Source organism: Nostoc sp. C052, from assembly GCF_013393905.1.
Classification (GTDB): Bacteria; Cyanobacteriota; Cyanobacteriia; order Cyanobacteriales; family Nostocaceae; genus Nostoc.
On the sequence record NZ_CP040272.1, the window covers coordinates 3,354,521 to 3,370,077 of the forward strand.

At 43.3% G+C, this 15,557-nt stretch carries 12 protein-coding genes; 7 read left to right on the forward strand and 5 right to left on the reverse strand.

The features are described from left to right. Positions 1 to 81: 81 nt before the first annotated feature. A complete protein-coding gene (locus FD723_RS13485; protein WP_179065787.1) occupies positions 82 to 495 on the reverse strand; it encodes a GNAT family acetyltransferase in 414 nt (137 codons plus the stop codon). Between the two features lie 149 nt (positions 496 to 644). Between FD723_RS13485 and FD723_RS13490 the strand changes: the two genes are divergently transcribed. The 3 genes from FD723_RS13490 (at position 645) to ssuD (ending at position 3,836) form a co-directional block, all read left to right on the forward strand. Next, the gene (locus tag FD723_RS13490; RefSeq protein WP_179065788.1) at positions 645 to 1,406 is read left to right on the forward strand and encodes a dienelactone hydrolase family protein; all 762 of its coding nucleotides are present in this window, start codon (positions 645 to 647) and stop codon (positions 1,404 to 1,406) included. Positions 1,407 to 1,635: 229 nt separating this feature from the next. Beyond that, positions 1,636 to 2,682 carry a sulfonate ABC transporter substrate-binding protein gene (locus FD723_RS13495; RefSeq protein WP_179065789.1) on the forward strand — a complete coding sequence of 349 codons (1,047 nt, stop codon included), beginning with the start codon at positions 1,636 to 1,638 and terminating at the stop codon, positions 2,680 to 2,682. Between the two features lie 17 nt (positions 2,683 to 2,699). Next, complete coding sequence (gene ssuD / locus FD723_RS13500; protein WP_179065790.1) at positions 2,700 to 3,836, forward strand: FMNH2-dependent alkanesulfonate monooxygenase; 1,137 nt, start codon at positions 2,700 to 2,702, stop codon at positions 3,834 to 3,836. 544 nt (positions 3,837 to 4,380) lie between these two features. Here the strand turns inward: ssuD and FD723_RS13505 are convergent. Together FD723_RS13505 and FD723_RS13510 are read right to left on the reverse strand one after the other, a co-directional pair. Further along, complete coding sequence (locus FD723_RS13505; RefSeq protein WP_179065791.1) at positions 4,381 to 5,409, reverse strand: aliphatic sulfonate ABC transporter substrate-binding protein; 1,029 nt, start codon at positions 5,407 to 5,409, stop codon at positions 4,381 to 4,383. A 693-nt stretch (positions 5,410 to 6,102) separates the two neighbouring features. Continuing rightward, complete coding sequence (locus tag FD723_RS13510) at positions 6,103 to 6,570, reverse strand: hypothetical protein (protein WP_179065792.1); 468 nt, start codon at positions 6,568 to 6,570, stop codon at positions 6,103 to 6,105. 363 nt (positions 6,571 to 6,933) lie between these two features. Here FD723_RS13510 and FD723_RS13515 point away from each other — a divergent pair, with 363 nt between their 5' ends. Then, positions 6,934 to 9,729 carry a pitrilysin family protein gene (locus FD723_RS13515; protein ID WP_179065793.1) on the forward strand — a complete coding sequence of 932 codons (2,796 nt, stop codon included), beginning with the start codon at positions 6,934 to 6,936 and terminating at the stop codon, positions 9,727 to 9,729. A gap of 243 nt (positions 9,730 to 9,972) precedes the next feature. Here FD723_RS13515 and FD723_RS13520 read toward each other — a convergent pair whose 3' ends face one another. Together FD723_RS13520 and yidD are read right to left on the reverse strand one after the other, a co-directional pair. Continuing rightward, entirely contained in the window at positions 9,973 to 10,989 is a 1,017-nt protein-coding gene (locus tag FD723_RS13520) for a sulfate/molybdate ABC transporter ATP-binding protein (RefSeq protein WP_179065794.1), read from the reverse strand. A 94-nt stretch (positions 10,990 to 11,083) separates the two neighbouring features. Next, positions 11,084 to 11,590: a membrane protein insertion efficiency factor YidD gene (gene yidD, locus FD723_RS13525; protein ID WP_179065795.1), complete on the reverse strand. Its 507-nt coding sequence runs from the start codon at positions 11,588 to 11,590 to the stop codon at positions 11,084 to 11,086. Between the two features lie 253 nt (positions 11,591 to 11,843). Here yidD and chlP point away from each other — a divergent pair, with 253 nt between their 5' ends. From chlP to FD723_RS13540, 3 genes are all read left to right on the forward strand, one after another. Then, the gene (chlP, locus tag FD723_RS13530) at positions 11,844 to 13,064 is read left to right on the forward strand and encodes a geranylgeranyl reductase (RefSeq protein ID WP_179065796.1); all 1,221 of its coding nucleotides are present in this window, start codon (positions 11,844 to 11,846) and stop codon (positions 13,062 to 13,064) included. A gap of 153 nt (positions 13,065 to 13,217) precedes the next feature. Continuing rightward, complete coding sequence (locus FD723_RS13535) at positions 13,218 to 14,057, forward strand: GNAT family N-acetyltransferase (protein WP_179065797.1); 840 nt, start codon at positions 13,218 to 13,220, stop codon at positions 14,055 to 14,057. 129 nt (positions 14,058 to 14,186) lie between these two features. Next, entirely contained in the window at positions 14,187 to 15,548 is a 1,362-nt protein-coding gene (locus FD723_RS13540; protein WP_179065798.1) for a DUF3370 domain-containing protein, read from the forward strand. Positions 15,549 to 15,557 lie beyond the last annotated feature (9 nt).

Sequence of the window (15,557 nt, forward strand, 5' to 3'; positions counted from 1 at the left end):
TAATTTTGGCAACGCTACAATCACTTTTTGTAGTATTACTGGCGTATTTCTCAATTTTTTCTGTTCCAACTCACCGAAAGCCTATGTGACAAGCTTTCCCATACTGATGCGTTCTTCGACGAGATAGCCAAGTTTTGTATAAAACTCAACGACTTCTGCGTTGGAGACACGAACTTGGAGATTGATTTTGAGGCATCCCATCGCTATCAATCCCCTCTCTGCGTGCTGCACTAGCTTGCTACCAATACCCTGCCGTTGATACTGAGGGATGACTGCAACTGTGTATAGCCAACCGCGATGTCCGTCATATCCCGCCATGATCGTACCTACAATTACAGAGTTAATCTCAGCAACGAAAAACAACTCAGGCTGTACAGCAAGCTTCTGACTGATTACCAATTTTGGGCTGCTGTGCGATGGGTTATTAGGAAACACCTCATCCCATAGCGCACTGACTGATTCAGCATCAGATTCTTGGTACGGTCTTATATTCATCTACATCTCAATCAAATGACTTGCCTTTGCACATTGTTTGTGAAATACTACTCTTGAAACTACGGTAAATCGGTATTGTTTAGGTAGTATTGTACAAAACTTACCATAAAACATTTCGTCCTGAAAGCAACTACAGGCTAATCCCTAAGATGACAAACACAGAAATTCGCACCGCTCAAGTTAAAGTCCCTAACGGAGATTTGCAAATTGATGCTTACTTAGCTGAACCAGTCCAAAAGGGAAGCTTCCCTGCTGTGATTGTGATTCAGGAAATTTTTGGGGTAAATATTCACATTCGGGAAGTTGCTGAGAAATTTGCCAAAGAGGGATATGTAGCGATCGCACCGACTTTATTTCAACGCACCGCCCCCGGTTTCGAGGGTGGATATACCCCTGAAGATGTGCAGCAAGGGAGAGGTTATAAGGAGCAAACAACAGCAGAGGAAATATTGAGTGATATTAAAGCTGCGATCGCTTACTTAAGAACCTTACCAAATGTCCAAGGAGATGCGATCGGCTCCATTGGTTTCTGCTTTGGCGGCCACGTCGTTTATCTAGCTGCCACTTTACCAGATATCAAAGTTACAGCTTCTTTCTACGGTGGCGGTATTCCCAACTCAACTCCCGGGGGTGGAGAGCCAACCATCACCCGCACTGCCGATATTAAAGGCCCCATTTACGCCTTCTTTGGCCTTGACGATCAGGGAATCCCCTTAGAACAAACAGAACAGATTGAGGCCGAATTGAAGAAAAATCAGATTCCCCATGCTATCTTCCGCTATTCGGGAGCAGGACATGGCTTTTTCTGCAACCATCGCGCCAGCTACAATGCCGAAGCTGCTGCCGATGCTTGGAAAAACGTTCAAGAACTGTTCCAAAAGAACCTTCAGCTTCAAAAAGTGTCAACTTAACCCGAAACGGGCGGTTAGAAACCGCTTATACACAAACAAAAGCTACCGATCCTGGGTTTCAAACCCTTAATTTGACCTTAGTCCGCGGAGGCGGACAATGCCAGTGTAGCTGCGAATTCTATTCGCCAGGGCTATTCGCTAGAGGCGCACACATGTGCGCCTCTACGATTGAAAATCGGCAAGTATTAACCAAATAATCAAAGCCAAATAACAACAAAGTATCACATCCATGATTACCGCCTTCAAACAGCCAAAAGTTAAGATTTTCCAACGTTTTTCACTGTTCCTATTACCTGGATTATTAACAATCTCAACAACCTTAATTAGTTGCTCAGTCCAAACCCCAAACTCAGAAAATCAAACCACTGGTTTAAAAGCCAAAGTTGTGCGGATGGGATATCAAAGTTCTGGGGATCTTGTCAGACTGAAAGGATTGATTGAAAAACGTCTAAAGCCTTTAGGCGTTTCCGTGGAATGGGCACAATTTGCCGCCGGGCCACAACTAATGGAAGCGATGAATGTTGGTAGGGTTGATATTGGTTCTGTCGGCGAAACTCCCCCAATTTTTGCCCAAGCGGCTGGTACATCTTTAGTCTATGTTGCTAGTAATAAACCCAGCACTGGTAAAGGAAGCGGAATTATCGTCCAAAATAATTCACCAATTCGCACTTTAGCAGACCTCAAAGGTAAAAAAGTAGTTTTTCAAAAGGGTTCTGCTTCACATTACTTATTAATAAAAGCTTTGGAAGAAGCTGGTTTGAAATATAGTGATATTCAAGCCATTAGCCTGCCTCCTTCAGAAGCTCGCGATGCTTTTATTCAAGGAAAAATTGATGCTTGGGTAACTTGGGACCCTTATTTAGCTGTAGCGCAAAAGAAGGCAAATGCTCGCGTTTTGCGAGATGCTAGTGGTATTGCTACTCAGGGCGGATATTACATGGCTGCACGAAAGTTTGCTACAGAAAATCCGAAATTAGTGCGATTAGTTCTTGAGGAAATCGATAACACAGGTAAATGGGGTGAGAAAAATCGCTCAGAAGTTGTAAAACTAACTATTCCTCATCTCAAAATTGATGAAGATATTTTAACAACAGTGGTTGAAAGGCGAACTTATGGGTTAAGGCCAATTACCCCAGAAATCATGGAAAATCAACAGAAGATTGCAGATTTGTTTGCCAAAGAAAAAGTGATTCCTAAACCCATCAATATTAAGGAAGCGATGCTGACTAGCGAACAATATGCAGCCATCACACCAGAAACCATCAGTCAGAAATAGGGACAGGAGATAGGAATATGGAAGTTTTTTGGTATTTGCCGACACAGGGAGATGAACGTTATTTAGGTACTACAATTGGCAGACGAGCAGCCACTTATCCCTATATGCAGCAAATCGCTCAAGCTGTTGATAAATTGGGCTATGGTGGGATGTTGATTGGTACTGGACAAAAACAAGATACTTGGATTGTTGCTACTTCCTTAATTTCAGTTACAGAACGCTTGCGGTTTCTTGTCGCTTTTCGTCCGGCAATTATGTCGCCTTCATTAGCAGTGAGGATGGCTGCTACTTTTGACCAGATTTCTAACGGTCGAATTATTCTGAATGTTGTCACTGGTGGCGACACCAAAGAACTTGCTAAAGATGGAATTTTCTTAGATCACGATCAGCGTTATGAACTCACAGATGAGTTTTTGACAATTTGGCGATCGCTCATGCAAGGTGATGAAGTAACCTTTAATGGTCGTCATCTCAAAGTTAAAGGCGCTAAACTCCAATTTCCTCCCGTACAAAAGCCTTATCCCACCTTATATTTTGGTGGTTCTTCAGATGCGGCGCTCCAAGTTGCTGCCAAACACATTGATGTGTATTTAACTTGGGGTGAACCACCAGATCAAGTTGCTCAAAAAATTGCCAAGGTACGCCAATTAGCAGCCGAACAAGGTAGAACGGTACGTTTTGGAATTCGGATGCACGTTATAGTCCGCGAAACTACCCAACAAGCTTGGGATGCAGCCAATGAACTGATTCAGTATGTTGATGATGAAACCATCGCTGCTGCACATCAGCGGTTTACTCAATCTGAATCAGAAGGACAACGCCGCATGGCTCAACTGCATAAAGGTAATCGCCAAAACCTAGAAATTAGCCCGAACTTATGGGCAGGTGTTGGCTTAGTGCGTGGAGGTGCTGGCACTACCTTAGTTGGAGATCCAGAAACAGTTGCAGCACGAATGCTGGAATATGCCGATTTAGGAATTGATACCTTCGTTTTCTCAGGGTATCCCCATCTCGAAGAAGCTTATCGAGTTGCAGAATTACTATTTCCTCGCTTACCAGTGCAAACGCCAGGCATCGCATTACCGCAGCAAGTTGCAAGTACATTCAGTGAATTTGTTACCAAAACAGATTTACTCAAACCCCAGCCAGTGTAAACAAATAAAATCGGCAAAACTCTGCGTTCCTCTGCGCTTACTTTGCGTGCCTCTGCGTTTAAAAACACTTCTTATCAAACAGAAAAAAGCATGAGTACAAAAAAACCTCAACTTAGACTAGGTGCATTCTTGCCCAGCACTGGCCATCACGTAGCGTCATGGCGACACCCCGAAGCGCAAGCTGACGCTGCGATCGCTTAACTTTATTTAACTTACGTTAGTTCAAACAGACAAAAATAATCTGCAATTGGAATCAAAATCTCTTGGTCACTATAAAAAGAGTTAAAAAGACGTATCTTTTTAACTCCGTTTCCCTATTTGATTTCAGATTTTCTAGCTGAAAATTCTCAAAATATTTCAAAATTTCAGTGACTTTTTACATACCCCAAACTCCCTTTTGAAAGTTGTACTTAACACATCAAATTACCGTGTAATAGCTTGATAATCAAGAGGTAATAAAAAATATCCTACTTTTCCCACCTTTCTTACTTTGCATAATTTTTTCATCCTATTGTTGCAATATTCAATATCGCCATTACCAAAGTTAAGGCTTGATTTCTGGTGGGATTATCGCAGCATATTCTTCAGGTGTGAGAGTCACATCTTTAACATTAATCTTCTTGGTAATGAATTTTTGCTTATAGAACAAGTCAGATATCTCTTGCTGTCCTGCTATGACCCGATCAGTAATTGGCCTCAAGCCAAAACGCCGCCGTTTGACCATTGTTTCCAACGTTGGTAAATCAAGCTTGGCATCACGCCCGATAATTTTGGCTACTTCTCGTGGATTTGCTTCAGACCATTTGCCTAATTTGTATACTTCTTCAAGGACAATTTTTACTAGTTCAGGGTTTTCTTTAACAAAACTACGTGCAGCTAACCAGTAGCCCCCTTGGGTTGAAAGCCCTTTAGCATTGCGGAGAATCCGAACTTTTTCTGTTTTCTGAAATATAGCCAGGTGAGGATCTCCTAATACAGCTGCATCAATACTCTTACGCAATAACGCTGCACGAGTTTCCGGTGCTATAAGGTTGAGATGTTTGACATCTTTTAGTTCTAGTCCTCCTTCCTGCAAAGCTTTAACCACAAAGTACTGACTAGCAGTAGCTCTTTGAAAGGCGATTTGCTTACCTTTTAAATCAGCTATAGTCTTGATCGGAGAGTCTTCTGGTACTACGATCGCCGAACCCTCGCCAGTACCCGGTATAGTATTAGCAAGCAAAACAAAAGGAATACCACTCGCTTGGGCAAAGATCGGTGGAGTTTCACCAACAGCACCAATATCCAAACTGCCCACATTTACTGCTTCTAAAAGCTGTGGCCCGGCGGTAAATTGTGCCCACTCTACCTTAATACCCAATGGATTCAAGCGTTTCTCTAAAACTTGTCTCGATCTAGTTATATCCGCAGCAGTAAAATACCCTATTCGTAACACCTTCGTCTTAATACCACTAGAAGCGGCGACGGCAGCTTTCTCTGGTGTATTCGGTGTCTTACAACTAACTAGAGTCGTGGATAGGGTAAAAACTCCAGCCATTAATAATATTAAAAAGTTGCGTTTTTTAGCTACCATAATGTGATGACAATTTTCTGATGTTTAAGGTTTACTGTAAATGCTTAGGCTTAACTTCCGAAGGGGTAAAAGCAGCACAATATGTGCCCTTTGCACTACTGGCAATTGGTTAGAAACAAATGAAACTTTTAGCTGATAAATTTAATTAAGCAGCTTTGAAAACAGTGCATAATCTCGACCAGATTTTAATCTACGAAAAGTCAATCGAGTTACAGTATTTTACTAATTGCACGGATACTATCATAGACTTCTGGAAGAATCAAGCAGCAAATACAGGCAGACTTGACAGGAGAAATGTCAATACGGTTCGGTTAAGTAAGGTTTTTTGATGAAAATTATAGAGCGCAAAGATCCGATAAATCGCTGTCAAGGGACTGACAAATAAAAAAATATCCAATTAACTCCTGTGGGATGGGCATCTTGCCTGCCATATAAACTAGGCAGGCAAGATGCCCACCCCACAATATTGGATAATTTATTTCTTGGAGTTTCCCAAGACGAAAGACTGATTATTGTAAAGACGACGATTCATTGCGTCTCTTGCCTTAAGCGAACAGTTCTTAAGTAAATCGGCGCAATAAAAGCAAACTGTGTGGAGAAAAGTAAATAAGGCTAAAACCCCTTTTCTCTCTGCCCCCCTGTCTTATCCCAACGATAATTATTTACACCAACCTATTTATCCAAGTTGTGTGGTTAAAAGGCAACAGCTTGGGCTGTACCAGTCAAATGAATTATGGTATAGGTTTGTGTTTGCCCCTGGTTAAATTTAGGGATCACAGAAAAGCGGTTTGTTGTTGTAATTCCCTTAGTTTCAACTGTGGCTGATTGGCTGTTTCCAAGGTTTACACGGGGTACGATCAAAGTAAACGAAGTATTGCCAGTATCTACTGTCTGGCGGATAGTTACGGTTACTAGTGTACCAATTTCTGTTTCTACAGTACGGATCTGCTCATTACCTGTAAAGTTTAATGTCTGTTCCTTATCTTTATAGGTAAAAAGGGGCTTGCCAGTAAAGCTTGTGGTTGAGTAAGTAACGCTGACATTTTTCCCTTGTAACTGATACAAGTCTGGTACTGCTTCTGAGGCTTTAGCTGATAATACAGGTATTGCCGTTAACAGCATACCTAACGTAAACGATCCAATTAAGTTTCTTGTTTGCATATCTCAAAAAGTTATTGCTAGTTTGACAGAGATACCTGCCCTAATGGCGTGACAACAGGTATCAAACTAATGTTAAAAGGGGATATTCGGAAAATCGTGTCAAATGGAATACATTGTAAAGGTTGTTAATATACTTGCAATAATTACTGAATTTCTGTAAAAATTTTATCTATAAATATTATTATCATCAGTATATTTGATGATGTCAATCCAGCTACCATCTCAATTAACTAGATAATTTGCTCAAGCAACTTGTTCAAGGTAGGCAAACTTCCGCCACAGTGTACGAGTAACTTGAGTTAGATTTAGATGTTGAAATACCCTTTGGGGTTTTATTTAAAAATTGGAAATTTTGCATTGCTTATGAAACGGCGCTCATACATGCTTATAGGATTTTTTCTCAGCCTTCTCTTAACTATCGTGCCTTTTTCGGGCAATTTTACTAATGCTGCAACACCAACAGCAGTTACACCTGTATCTGCTCTCTCATTCACCCAAGGGGTACAAAAAACCTTATTGGACAATGGCTTAACAGTATTAACAAAGGAAGTTCATACTGCTCCAGTGGTGAGTGTGCAAGTTTGGTATAAAGTTGGTTCACGCAACGAGGTTAAGGGAGAGAATGGCATTTCTCACCAGCTAGAACATTTGATGTTCAAAGGTACAACTGACCGTCCAGTACAGTTTGGACGGCTGTTTAGTGCTTTGGGTAGCCAGTTCAATGCTTTTACTAGTTACGACGAAACAGTTTACTTTGGCACAGTGCAGCGAGACAAATTGGAAGCACTGCTGACACTGGAAGCTGATCGCATGAAAAATTCCTTAGTTGGGACTGAGCAACTCACCAGTGAAAAGCGGGTGGTGATTTCCGAGTTACAGGGGTACGAAAATTCACCAGGCTATCGTCTAGATCGGGAAGTGATGCGAGCTGCTTTTCCTAATCGAGCCTACGGCTTATCGGTGGGAGGCACAAAAGCTGATGTCGAGAAATTCACGGTAGAGCAGGTGCGGAATTATTACCAAACCTACTACAGCCCAGAAAATGCCACCTTAGTGATTACTGGGGATTTTGCCACAGAACCAGCACTCAAAGTTGTAAAAGAAACTTTTGGCAAGTTATCACAACGAGCAAAAAAGGACACAGTACTTGATAATGCCTCGGCATCTTCTGCCCTCGCCGACGCTTCCCCATCTACACCTGTTGCTAAAAAAGCACCGATTGTCCTCAAGCAACCTGGAAGTGCTGCACTATTGCAAGCAGTGTATCCTCTGCCAGATATTAAACATCCTGATGTCCCAGCAATTGATGTGATGGATGCTATTCTCACAGGTGGGCGTAGTTCTCGGCTTTATCAGGCTTTGGTGGAATCTGGACTTGCCAGTTCAGTGAGTGGTGGTGCTGCCGAACTTATCGAACCAGGTTGGTATCAAATTGATGCTACGGCGGCTCCAGGTCAAGAGTTGGGGAAAATTGCTCAGGTACTCCAGGAATCTTTAGCAAAATTGCAACAACAGCCTGTCACCTCAGAAGAGTTGAACCGAGCAAAGACGCAGCTACAAGCCTCATATATTTTGGGGAACCAAGATATTACTAGTCAAGCTAATCAACTGGGGTATAACCAAACGATCGCAGGAGATTATCGTTTTATTGAAAAATATCTGGCTGCGATCGCAAAAGTCACCCCTGCTCAAGTCCAGAAAGCTGCCAAAACTTACCTCAATCCGGCTCAACAAACTATCGGCTTTTTTGAGCCGACTCAACCAGATGGTAAACCAGGAAGTTCTAGCGCTGGTTCTGGACGCACGGTGGAAAATTTCAGCCCTGGTAAACCTGTAGATCCGGCAGAACTGGCGAAATATCTGCCACCTGCGACATCAGAAACAGATTCAGCTAAACAATCATTACCAGAAGAGTTTACCTTAAAGAATGGTTTGAAGGTTTTGCTGTTAAGCGATCGCAACCTTCCCACCATTAACCTGAGTGGACAAATTAACGCTGGGACTGAATTTGACGGCAATCAAAAAGCTGGATTAGCGAATTTAACTGCAAGCAACTTAATGAATGGGACAAAGACTAAAAATGCTCTGACTCTAGCAAAAACTTTAGAAGACCTGGGAGCCGGTTTGAGCTTCAGTGCTAGCCGTGAGGGAACTAGCGTCAGTGGTGAGGGACTTTCAGCAAATCTGCCAATATTGATTCAAACTCTGGCAGATGTATTAGAAAACGCCACTTTCCCAGCCGATCAGTTAGAACTAAGTCGCCAAAGAGCGTTGACAAGTTTAAAAGTCCAGCTAGATGACCCTAGAGGGTTGGGAAGACAAGTATTCCAGCAGGCAATTTACCCTGAAAACCATCCGTTCCACAGCTTTCCGACAGCCGAGAGTTTAAAGACTATTACTCGTGATGATTTGCTTGGCTTCTACAAGACACACTACCGACCAGATACCACAACGATCGCTTTAGTTGGAGACTTTGAGCCAGCTAAGGTAAAAGCTTTGCTAAATCAGGTGTTTGGCAAATGGCAAGCCACAGGTAAGCCACCTGTTCTCAAAATACAGTCCGTACCATTACCACAAACTTTGACACGTCTCAACAAAGTAATTCCCGGTAAATCTGAGGCTGTGACTTACATCGGCTACAGCGGAATCTCTCGGAAAGATCCACGTTATTATGCGGCGCTGGTACTAAATCAAATTTTGGGTGGTGATACCTTATCGAGCCGCCTGGGTACGGAAGTGCGCGATCGCCAAGGTTTAACTTACGGTATATACAGTGGTTTTGCCGCCGGCATCAATCCCGGCCCATTCTTGATTCAAATGCAAACTGCTCCTGGAGATGCCCAAAAAGCGATCGCCAGTACTCTCGCTTTGCTCAAACAGTTACGCGAACAAGGAGTGACTGAGGCTGAATTTAACACAGCAAAACGCTCAATTACCAATAGCTACCCCGTAGATTTAGCTAATCCTAGTGATGTATCCAGCATCATTTTGGATAATGCTGTCTTGGGACTTTCGCGATCGGAAATCCGAGAGTTTCCTCAACGGATTCAAGCAGTGACTATGGCTGACATCCAAAAGGCAATTGAAGATTTAATTAAGCCAGAAAATCTAGTGATTGTCACCACTGGCCCTGGAGATGCTGTAACAAAGGGCGGCTAATTATCTCAGATAGATAGGAATGCGATTTAATTTTTGACATACTCCCCGGCGTGAACGCACGGAGATTCTGGAGTAATGAGTAATGAGTAAGAATATTTACTTGTTACTCATTACTCCAAAGCCGTGCTAGAAGTACGGGGCTTTAAACCCATTTTTTCGGTAAAAATTGCAATAATTAAGATCCCCGACAACTTTTACGAAGTCGGGGATCTCATTGTTCACGAATGATTTAGAAGTGCAGGTTTAAATTGAATAAGATACTGGGAATGATTTTGCATCCTTTGGCTTCACATACACTCGCTGTTTCGCTTCTAACTCTAGGTCATTAAAGCGATCGCGTGTTAAATGCGCTGTCAATATTTGTCCATCATCGAAAGTTAATTCTACTTGAATTTCCCAACCCAAATGTACTAACCGACTCACTGTCGCGGGTGTCGTGGCATCGTTGGCGCTAGTTTCAAAAATTACATCTTGCGGACGCAAAAACACTTGTGGATGTGGTGCATCAAATCCGCTACTTTTAAAAATCTTTGAACTGCTGGGTAATACGTTCACCGGGCCAATGAAGCTCATCACAAAAGCTGTAGCAGGATCATCGTAAATTTCAGATGGTGTCCCCACCTGTTCCACACGCCCTTTATTCATCACCACAACCTCATCGGAGACTTCCATTGCTTCCTCTTGGTCGTGGGTGACGAAAACTGTGGTAACATGAACCTCATCATGGAGGCGGCGTAACCATGCCCGTAAATCTTTGCGGACTTTCGCATCAAGTGCGCCAAAGGGTTCATCTAGCAACAAGACTTCCGGTTCTACAGCCAGTGCCCTCGCTAATGCTACCCGTTGTCTTTGACCACCAGAAAGTTGTGATGGATAGCGATCGCCTAATCCAGTCAATTGCACCAATTCGAGTAATTGTTCTACCCGCCCTTTAATTCTCTTTGGTTGTGCCTTCCGAATTTCTAAGCCAAAGGCAATATTTTGCTTGACAGTTAGATGCTTGAATAGCGCATAGTGCTGAAACACAAACCCAATATTTCGCTCTTGCACGCTTTGGTATGTAGCGTCCTTACCAGTAAGCAAGATTTTACCGCTATCTGGCATTTCTAAACCGGAAATCAACCGTAATAGCGTAGATTTACCTGAACCCGATGGCCCGAGTAACGCAACTAGCGAACCACTCTTAATTTCCAGGCTGACTTCATCAACTGCCTTGAAACTCCCGAATTGTTTGGAGACGTTCTCAACTACTATGCCCACTGCCGCTGTACCTCTACAACTAAATCTACAGCTCCTTGGTAGGATTACTGTGTCTTACATATACCATACATAATTATTTATAGATGAACAAGATTTAGCTACCACAGCTACCGCAATCGAGGAAGCTACAATCAGCACCACTGCAATCTAGAGAACTGCAATCAGCAGCACCACAATCTAGGGAACCACAATCAGGAATCACGGTAGCCATTTCAGCACAATTGCAGCCCAAATCGGCACAATCAAGACAGTTAGTATTGCTATTGTTAATAAATGAGGATTTTTGAGCAACTTTACCAGATGCTTGTCGTTGCGGCGTGTCTGTTTCTTCCTCTGGGGATTCTTCTGAGTTATCGGTTTGCGCTCGCAAAATTTGGTTAGCTTGCTTGCAAGCTTGAAATCGTTCACGGGAATTGATAAAAGCTGCTTTTAACCCTTCCTTAGCAATTACCCGCTTGATGTATTGAGAACAAGATTCGCCGCCATATAGTATTCTGTGGGCACAAGCAAAACCTTTGTGTGGGGAAATGTGCTTTTGATATCCAGTAATTGCGGCAGTACCAACTTGTCTAGTAAAAGAATCGAATAAGGAAATCTGCATATTGGGGACTGGGGATTGGGGATTAGGTAAGCGATATTAATATTCTTCATTCTTCCCAATACCTAATACTCAATATCTAATCCCAAATCCCAATCACAAATCCCCAGTCCCCAGTCCCCAATACCCAGTCCAATTCGTATCGAAACATTAAGGAATATTGCATTTGTGCAGAAACCTGAAGGTAAACCGCCAAATCACTAGAAAGACCGTGGTAGTATGCTCTCGGTAAATGTGAAGATTGGGAGAAAGACCTTTGACACTACGGGTTGCTGTTATTGGGTCAGGCCCTGCTGGTTCATCTGCCGCTGAAACACTGGCAGCCTCTGGGATTGAAACCTACCTGTTTGAGCGGAAGCTAGACAATGCAAAGCCTTGTGGGGGTGCAATTCCCCTGTGTATGGTGAGTGAATTTGACTTACCACCAGAGATAATCGATCGCCGGGTACGGAAGATGAAAATGATTTCGCCTTCCAACCGCGAGGTTGATATCAATTTGGTAAATGAAGATGAATATATAGGAATGTGCCGCCGGGAAGTGCTGGATGGCTTTTTGCGCGATCGCGCGGCCAAACTAGGCGCAAATTTAATTAATGCCACTGTTCATAAACTCGATATACCAGGAAACAATACTGACCCCTATACCATCCATTACATTGACCATACAGAAGGCATATCACAGGGGATTGCTAAAACCCTGAAGGTGGATTTAGTAATTGGGGCAGACGGGGCTAATTCTCGCGTTGCTAAAGAAATGGACGCTGGGGATTACAATTATGCGATCGCTTTCCAAGAGCGAATTCGCTTACCCGAAGACAAAATGGCATACTATAACGACCTCGCCGAAATGTATGTCGGTGATGACGTTTCTACCGATTTCTACGCTTGGGTTTTCCCCAAATATGACCACGTAGCTGTCGGTACTGGCACGATGCATATTAATAAAGCCAGCATCAAACAGTTACAAGCTGGTATCCGCGCCCGTGCTTCCGAAAAGCTAGCAGGCGGTAAAATCATCAAAGTCGAAGCCCACCCCATTCCTGAACATCCCCGTCCCCGTCGTGTTGTCGGTCGCATCGCTTTGGTGGGAGATGCTGCTGGTTACGTTACCAAGTCTTCTGGCGAAGGTATTTATTTTGCCGCTAAATCTGGGCGGATGTGTGCCGAAACCATTGTGGAAACATCTAATGGTGGTAGCCGCATTCCTACAGAAGGCGACCTTAAGGTTTACCTGAAGCGTTGGGATAAAAGATACGGACTCACCTACAAGGTGCTGGACATTCTACAAACCGTGTTCTATCGTTCTGACGCCACCCGCGAAGCCTTTGTGGAAATGTGTGATGACCTCGATGTACAACGGCTAACATTCGATAGCTATCTGTATAAGACGGTCGTCCCAGCTAATCCCATCACCCAATTGAAGATTACTGCCAAAACTATTGGTAGTCTAATTCGGGGTAATGCCCTTGCACCTTAATTGAGGGCAAAGGACTGGGAATTCCAACAAGTACATTACTCAATTTTGTGGGGTGGATATCTTGCACGCTGATTAATCAGGGCGGGCAAGATGCCCACCCCACAATATATATTTTTATCATTTGATAGTAATGGTTAGTGAGGAAGGCTAATCATGCAACTAAATCGATTCGACAACATTCAGGAATTCTGGCACTGCACTCAGGCTTACTTACTCCAGCATCAGGTAGAAAATAATGTTTTGCTCAGTATTTTGCATACCTTGTTGCATAACCCAGAACGTTATCTGAGTAAGCCTTATTTAGCAATTGTCCAAACAAGTGGCGAAATTCTGGCTGTTGCCATCCGCACCCCACCTCAAAAATTGATCCTATCCAAAGCCCAGAATATGGATGCTTTGCAGTTGATTGCTCAAGATTTGCGTCAAGAGCAACTGCCAGGAAGCATGGGACTGGCAACTGAAGCAGAAATATTCTCGCAGACTTGGCAAAGGCTGACAGGACAATTCTATCAACGGTCGGTGGTAATGAAAATTTACCAATTAACGGCAGTGCAAAGAGTCTCAACGGCCAGGGGATATCTCAGATTGGCAACAGAAAGCGATCGCTCTCTTTTGATTGAGTGGCTTTCTGCATTTTTATCTGAGATAGATCAGGCGGTGAGCGAAGATGTCGAACACCAAGTAGATAATCGGTTGAAAGAGCAGAATACTTATTTTTGGGTTGATAGCACTCCAGTTTCAGTTGCGTCTAGCAAACAATTGTTAGCTACAATTGGTCGGATCAATTTAGCTTATACGCCACCAGAGTATCGTCGCCAAGGATATGCCACTGCCTGTGTCGCAGCGTTAAGCCAAAAACTGCTAGATCAGGGATGCCGCCATTGTTTCCTCATAGCAAATTTAGCCAATCCCACAGCTAATCATATTTATCAAGCAATTGGGTATTGCCCCATTTGCGATTGGCACGGATACTCATTCACCTCAAACGAGTAAGGATAATAAAGCGATCGCTCCAGACTGTTAAAGTCAGAGTTTTGGCAAACCTCCTCTAACTTGTCATGCTTGGGTGGAGGTTAGGTATGCTGTATTCTTAACTTCAGCGATAAATTGCTTTTTGAATAAATGCTTAATTTTATTTCCTATTTGTTTTTGGCTCAAGCTTCGCCTTCTCCAGCACCGCAGGAAATTTTCATTCCCCAACAAACAAGACCTTTAACAGGTCATCTTGACGAAGTACCAGTATTTAACAGTAATAACCCAGAAGTAGTTCAGAGTGAAGGAATTCTGCTCTCTACATTTCCTCCTCAAGGCAAAAAAGTGCCTAGCGCCCACCTGAACTTTCCATTTCAGGGACGGTTTGATTTATTTTCTCACCATATTGCTAGAGCAATTGAGACTCCAAATGATTTGCGGACTCTTTATTTGGGAGTGATTGTTTACAATCCCAGCGATCGCCCTGCAACTGTCAACATTTTGCAAGCAGCTAGTTATGTTAGTCAACCTGATGCACCTTTTGTCAAGCTGCCTCCCATGCAGGACAATAATTCGGGAGACGTTTTTGCTGGGCCAGGCGATCGCGCGATGAATGATGTGCTGCGAGTCAAACGGCAAGGATGGCCAGCCCAGTTGGTAATTCCACCAAAACAAAGCCGGATGTTAATGAATCATCCCATTCCAGTGCGAACTTTAACGCCGCCATTGAATGGACGTTCTACTTTGTTACGTTTGTATAGCGATAATCCAGTTTATCTGGCCAACCTGGCCATGTTTGCCAAACCCAATCCCGATGGTAGTGAACGAGCGCCAACTTTAGAAGAATGGGAGAATTTGTTAGAAAATGGTGATTTTGCAGGGCCTCGTGAACCTGCTCCCAGTCCTCCAGATCGCCTTGAAGGGGCAACAGAAATTTATGGACGAGTAGCAGGGGTAGCTATTGGCTCTCGTTGGCAAGCACAAGTTACCGACTCTAATAGTTCATACCTGACAATTCCCAAATCAGGACAAGCTTTTTCTTACGGTTTAAGTACCCTTTTAGCAGGCAAAATGGGTACTGGACAAAACCAAACTGCTAAACTCGTAGCGCGTTATCCTGGTAGTGCTTACGAAGCTCACGGCAACTACGGCATTGAATACAACATCTCTCTACCATTATTCAACAATACGGATAAGCCACAAACTATAAATGTGCTTTTCCAAACGCCTATTAAAGAAGATGAGTTAAGTAAACCAGGGCTACGCTTTTTTTCACCACCTGAACCATCTGTCTTTTTCCGTGGCACTGTTCGTATTCGCTACAATGACGATAATGGCTTACCCAGAACCCAATACTGGCACTTAGTTCAACAACGGGGACAGATGGGAGAACCGCTTGCTCAATTAAAAATATCTCCTGGTCAGCGGCGACTGGTAAAAGTGGATTTTCTCTACCCGCCTGATGCTACGCCCCCTCAAATGCTGACAATTCAAACTGTAGACCAGACATAAGGCAGAGGG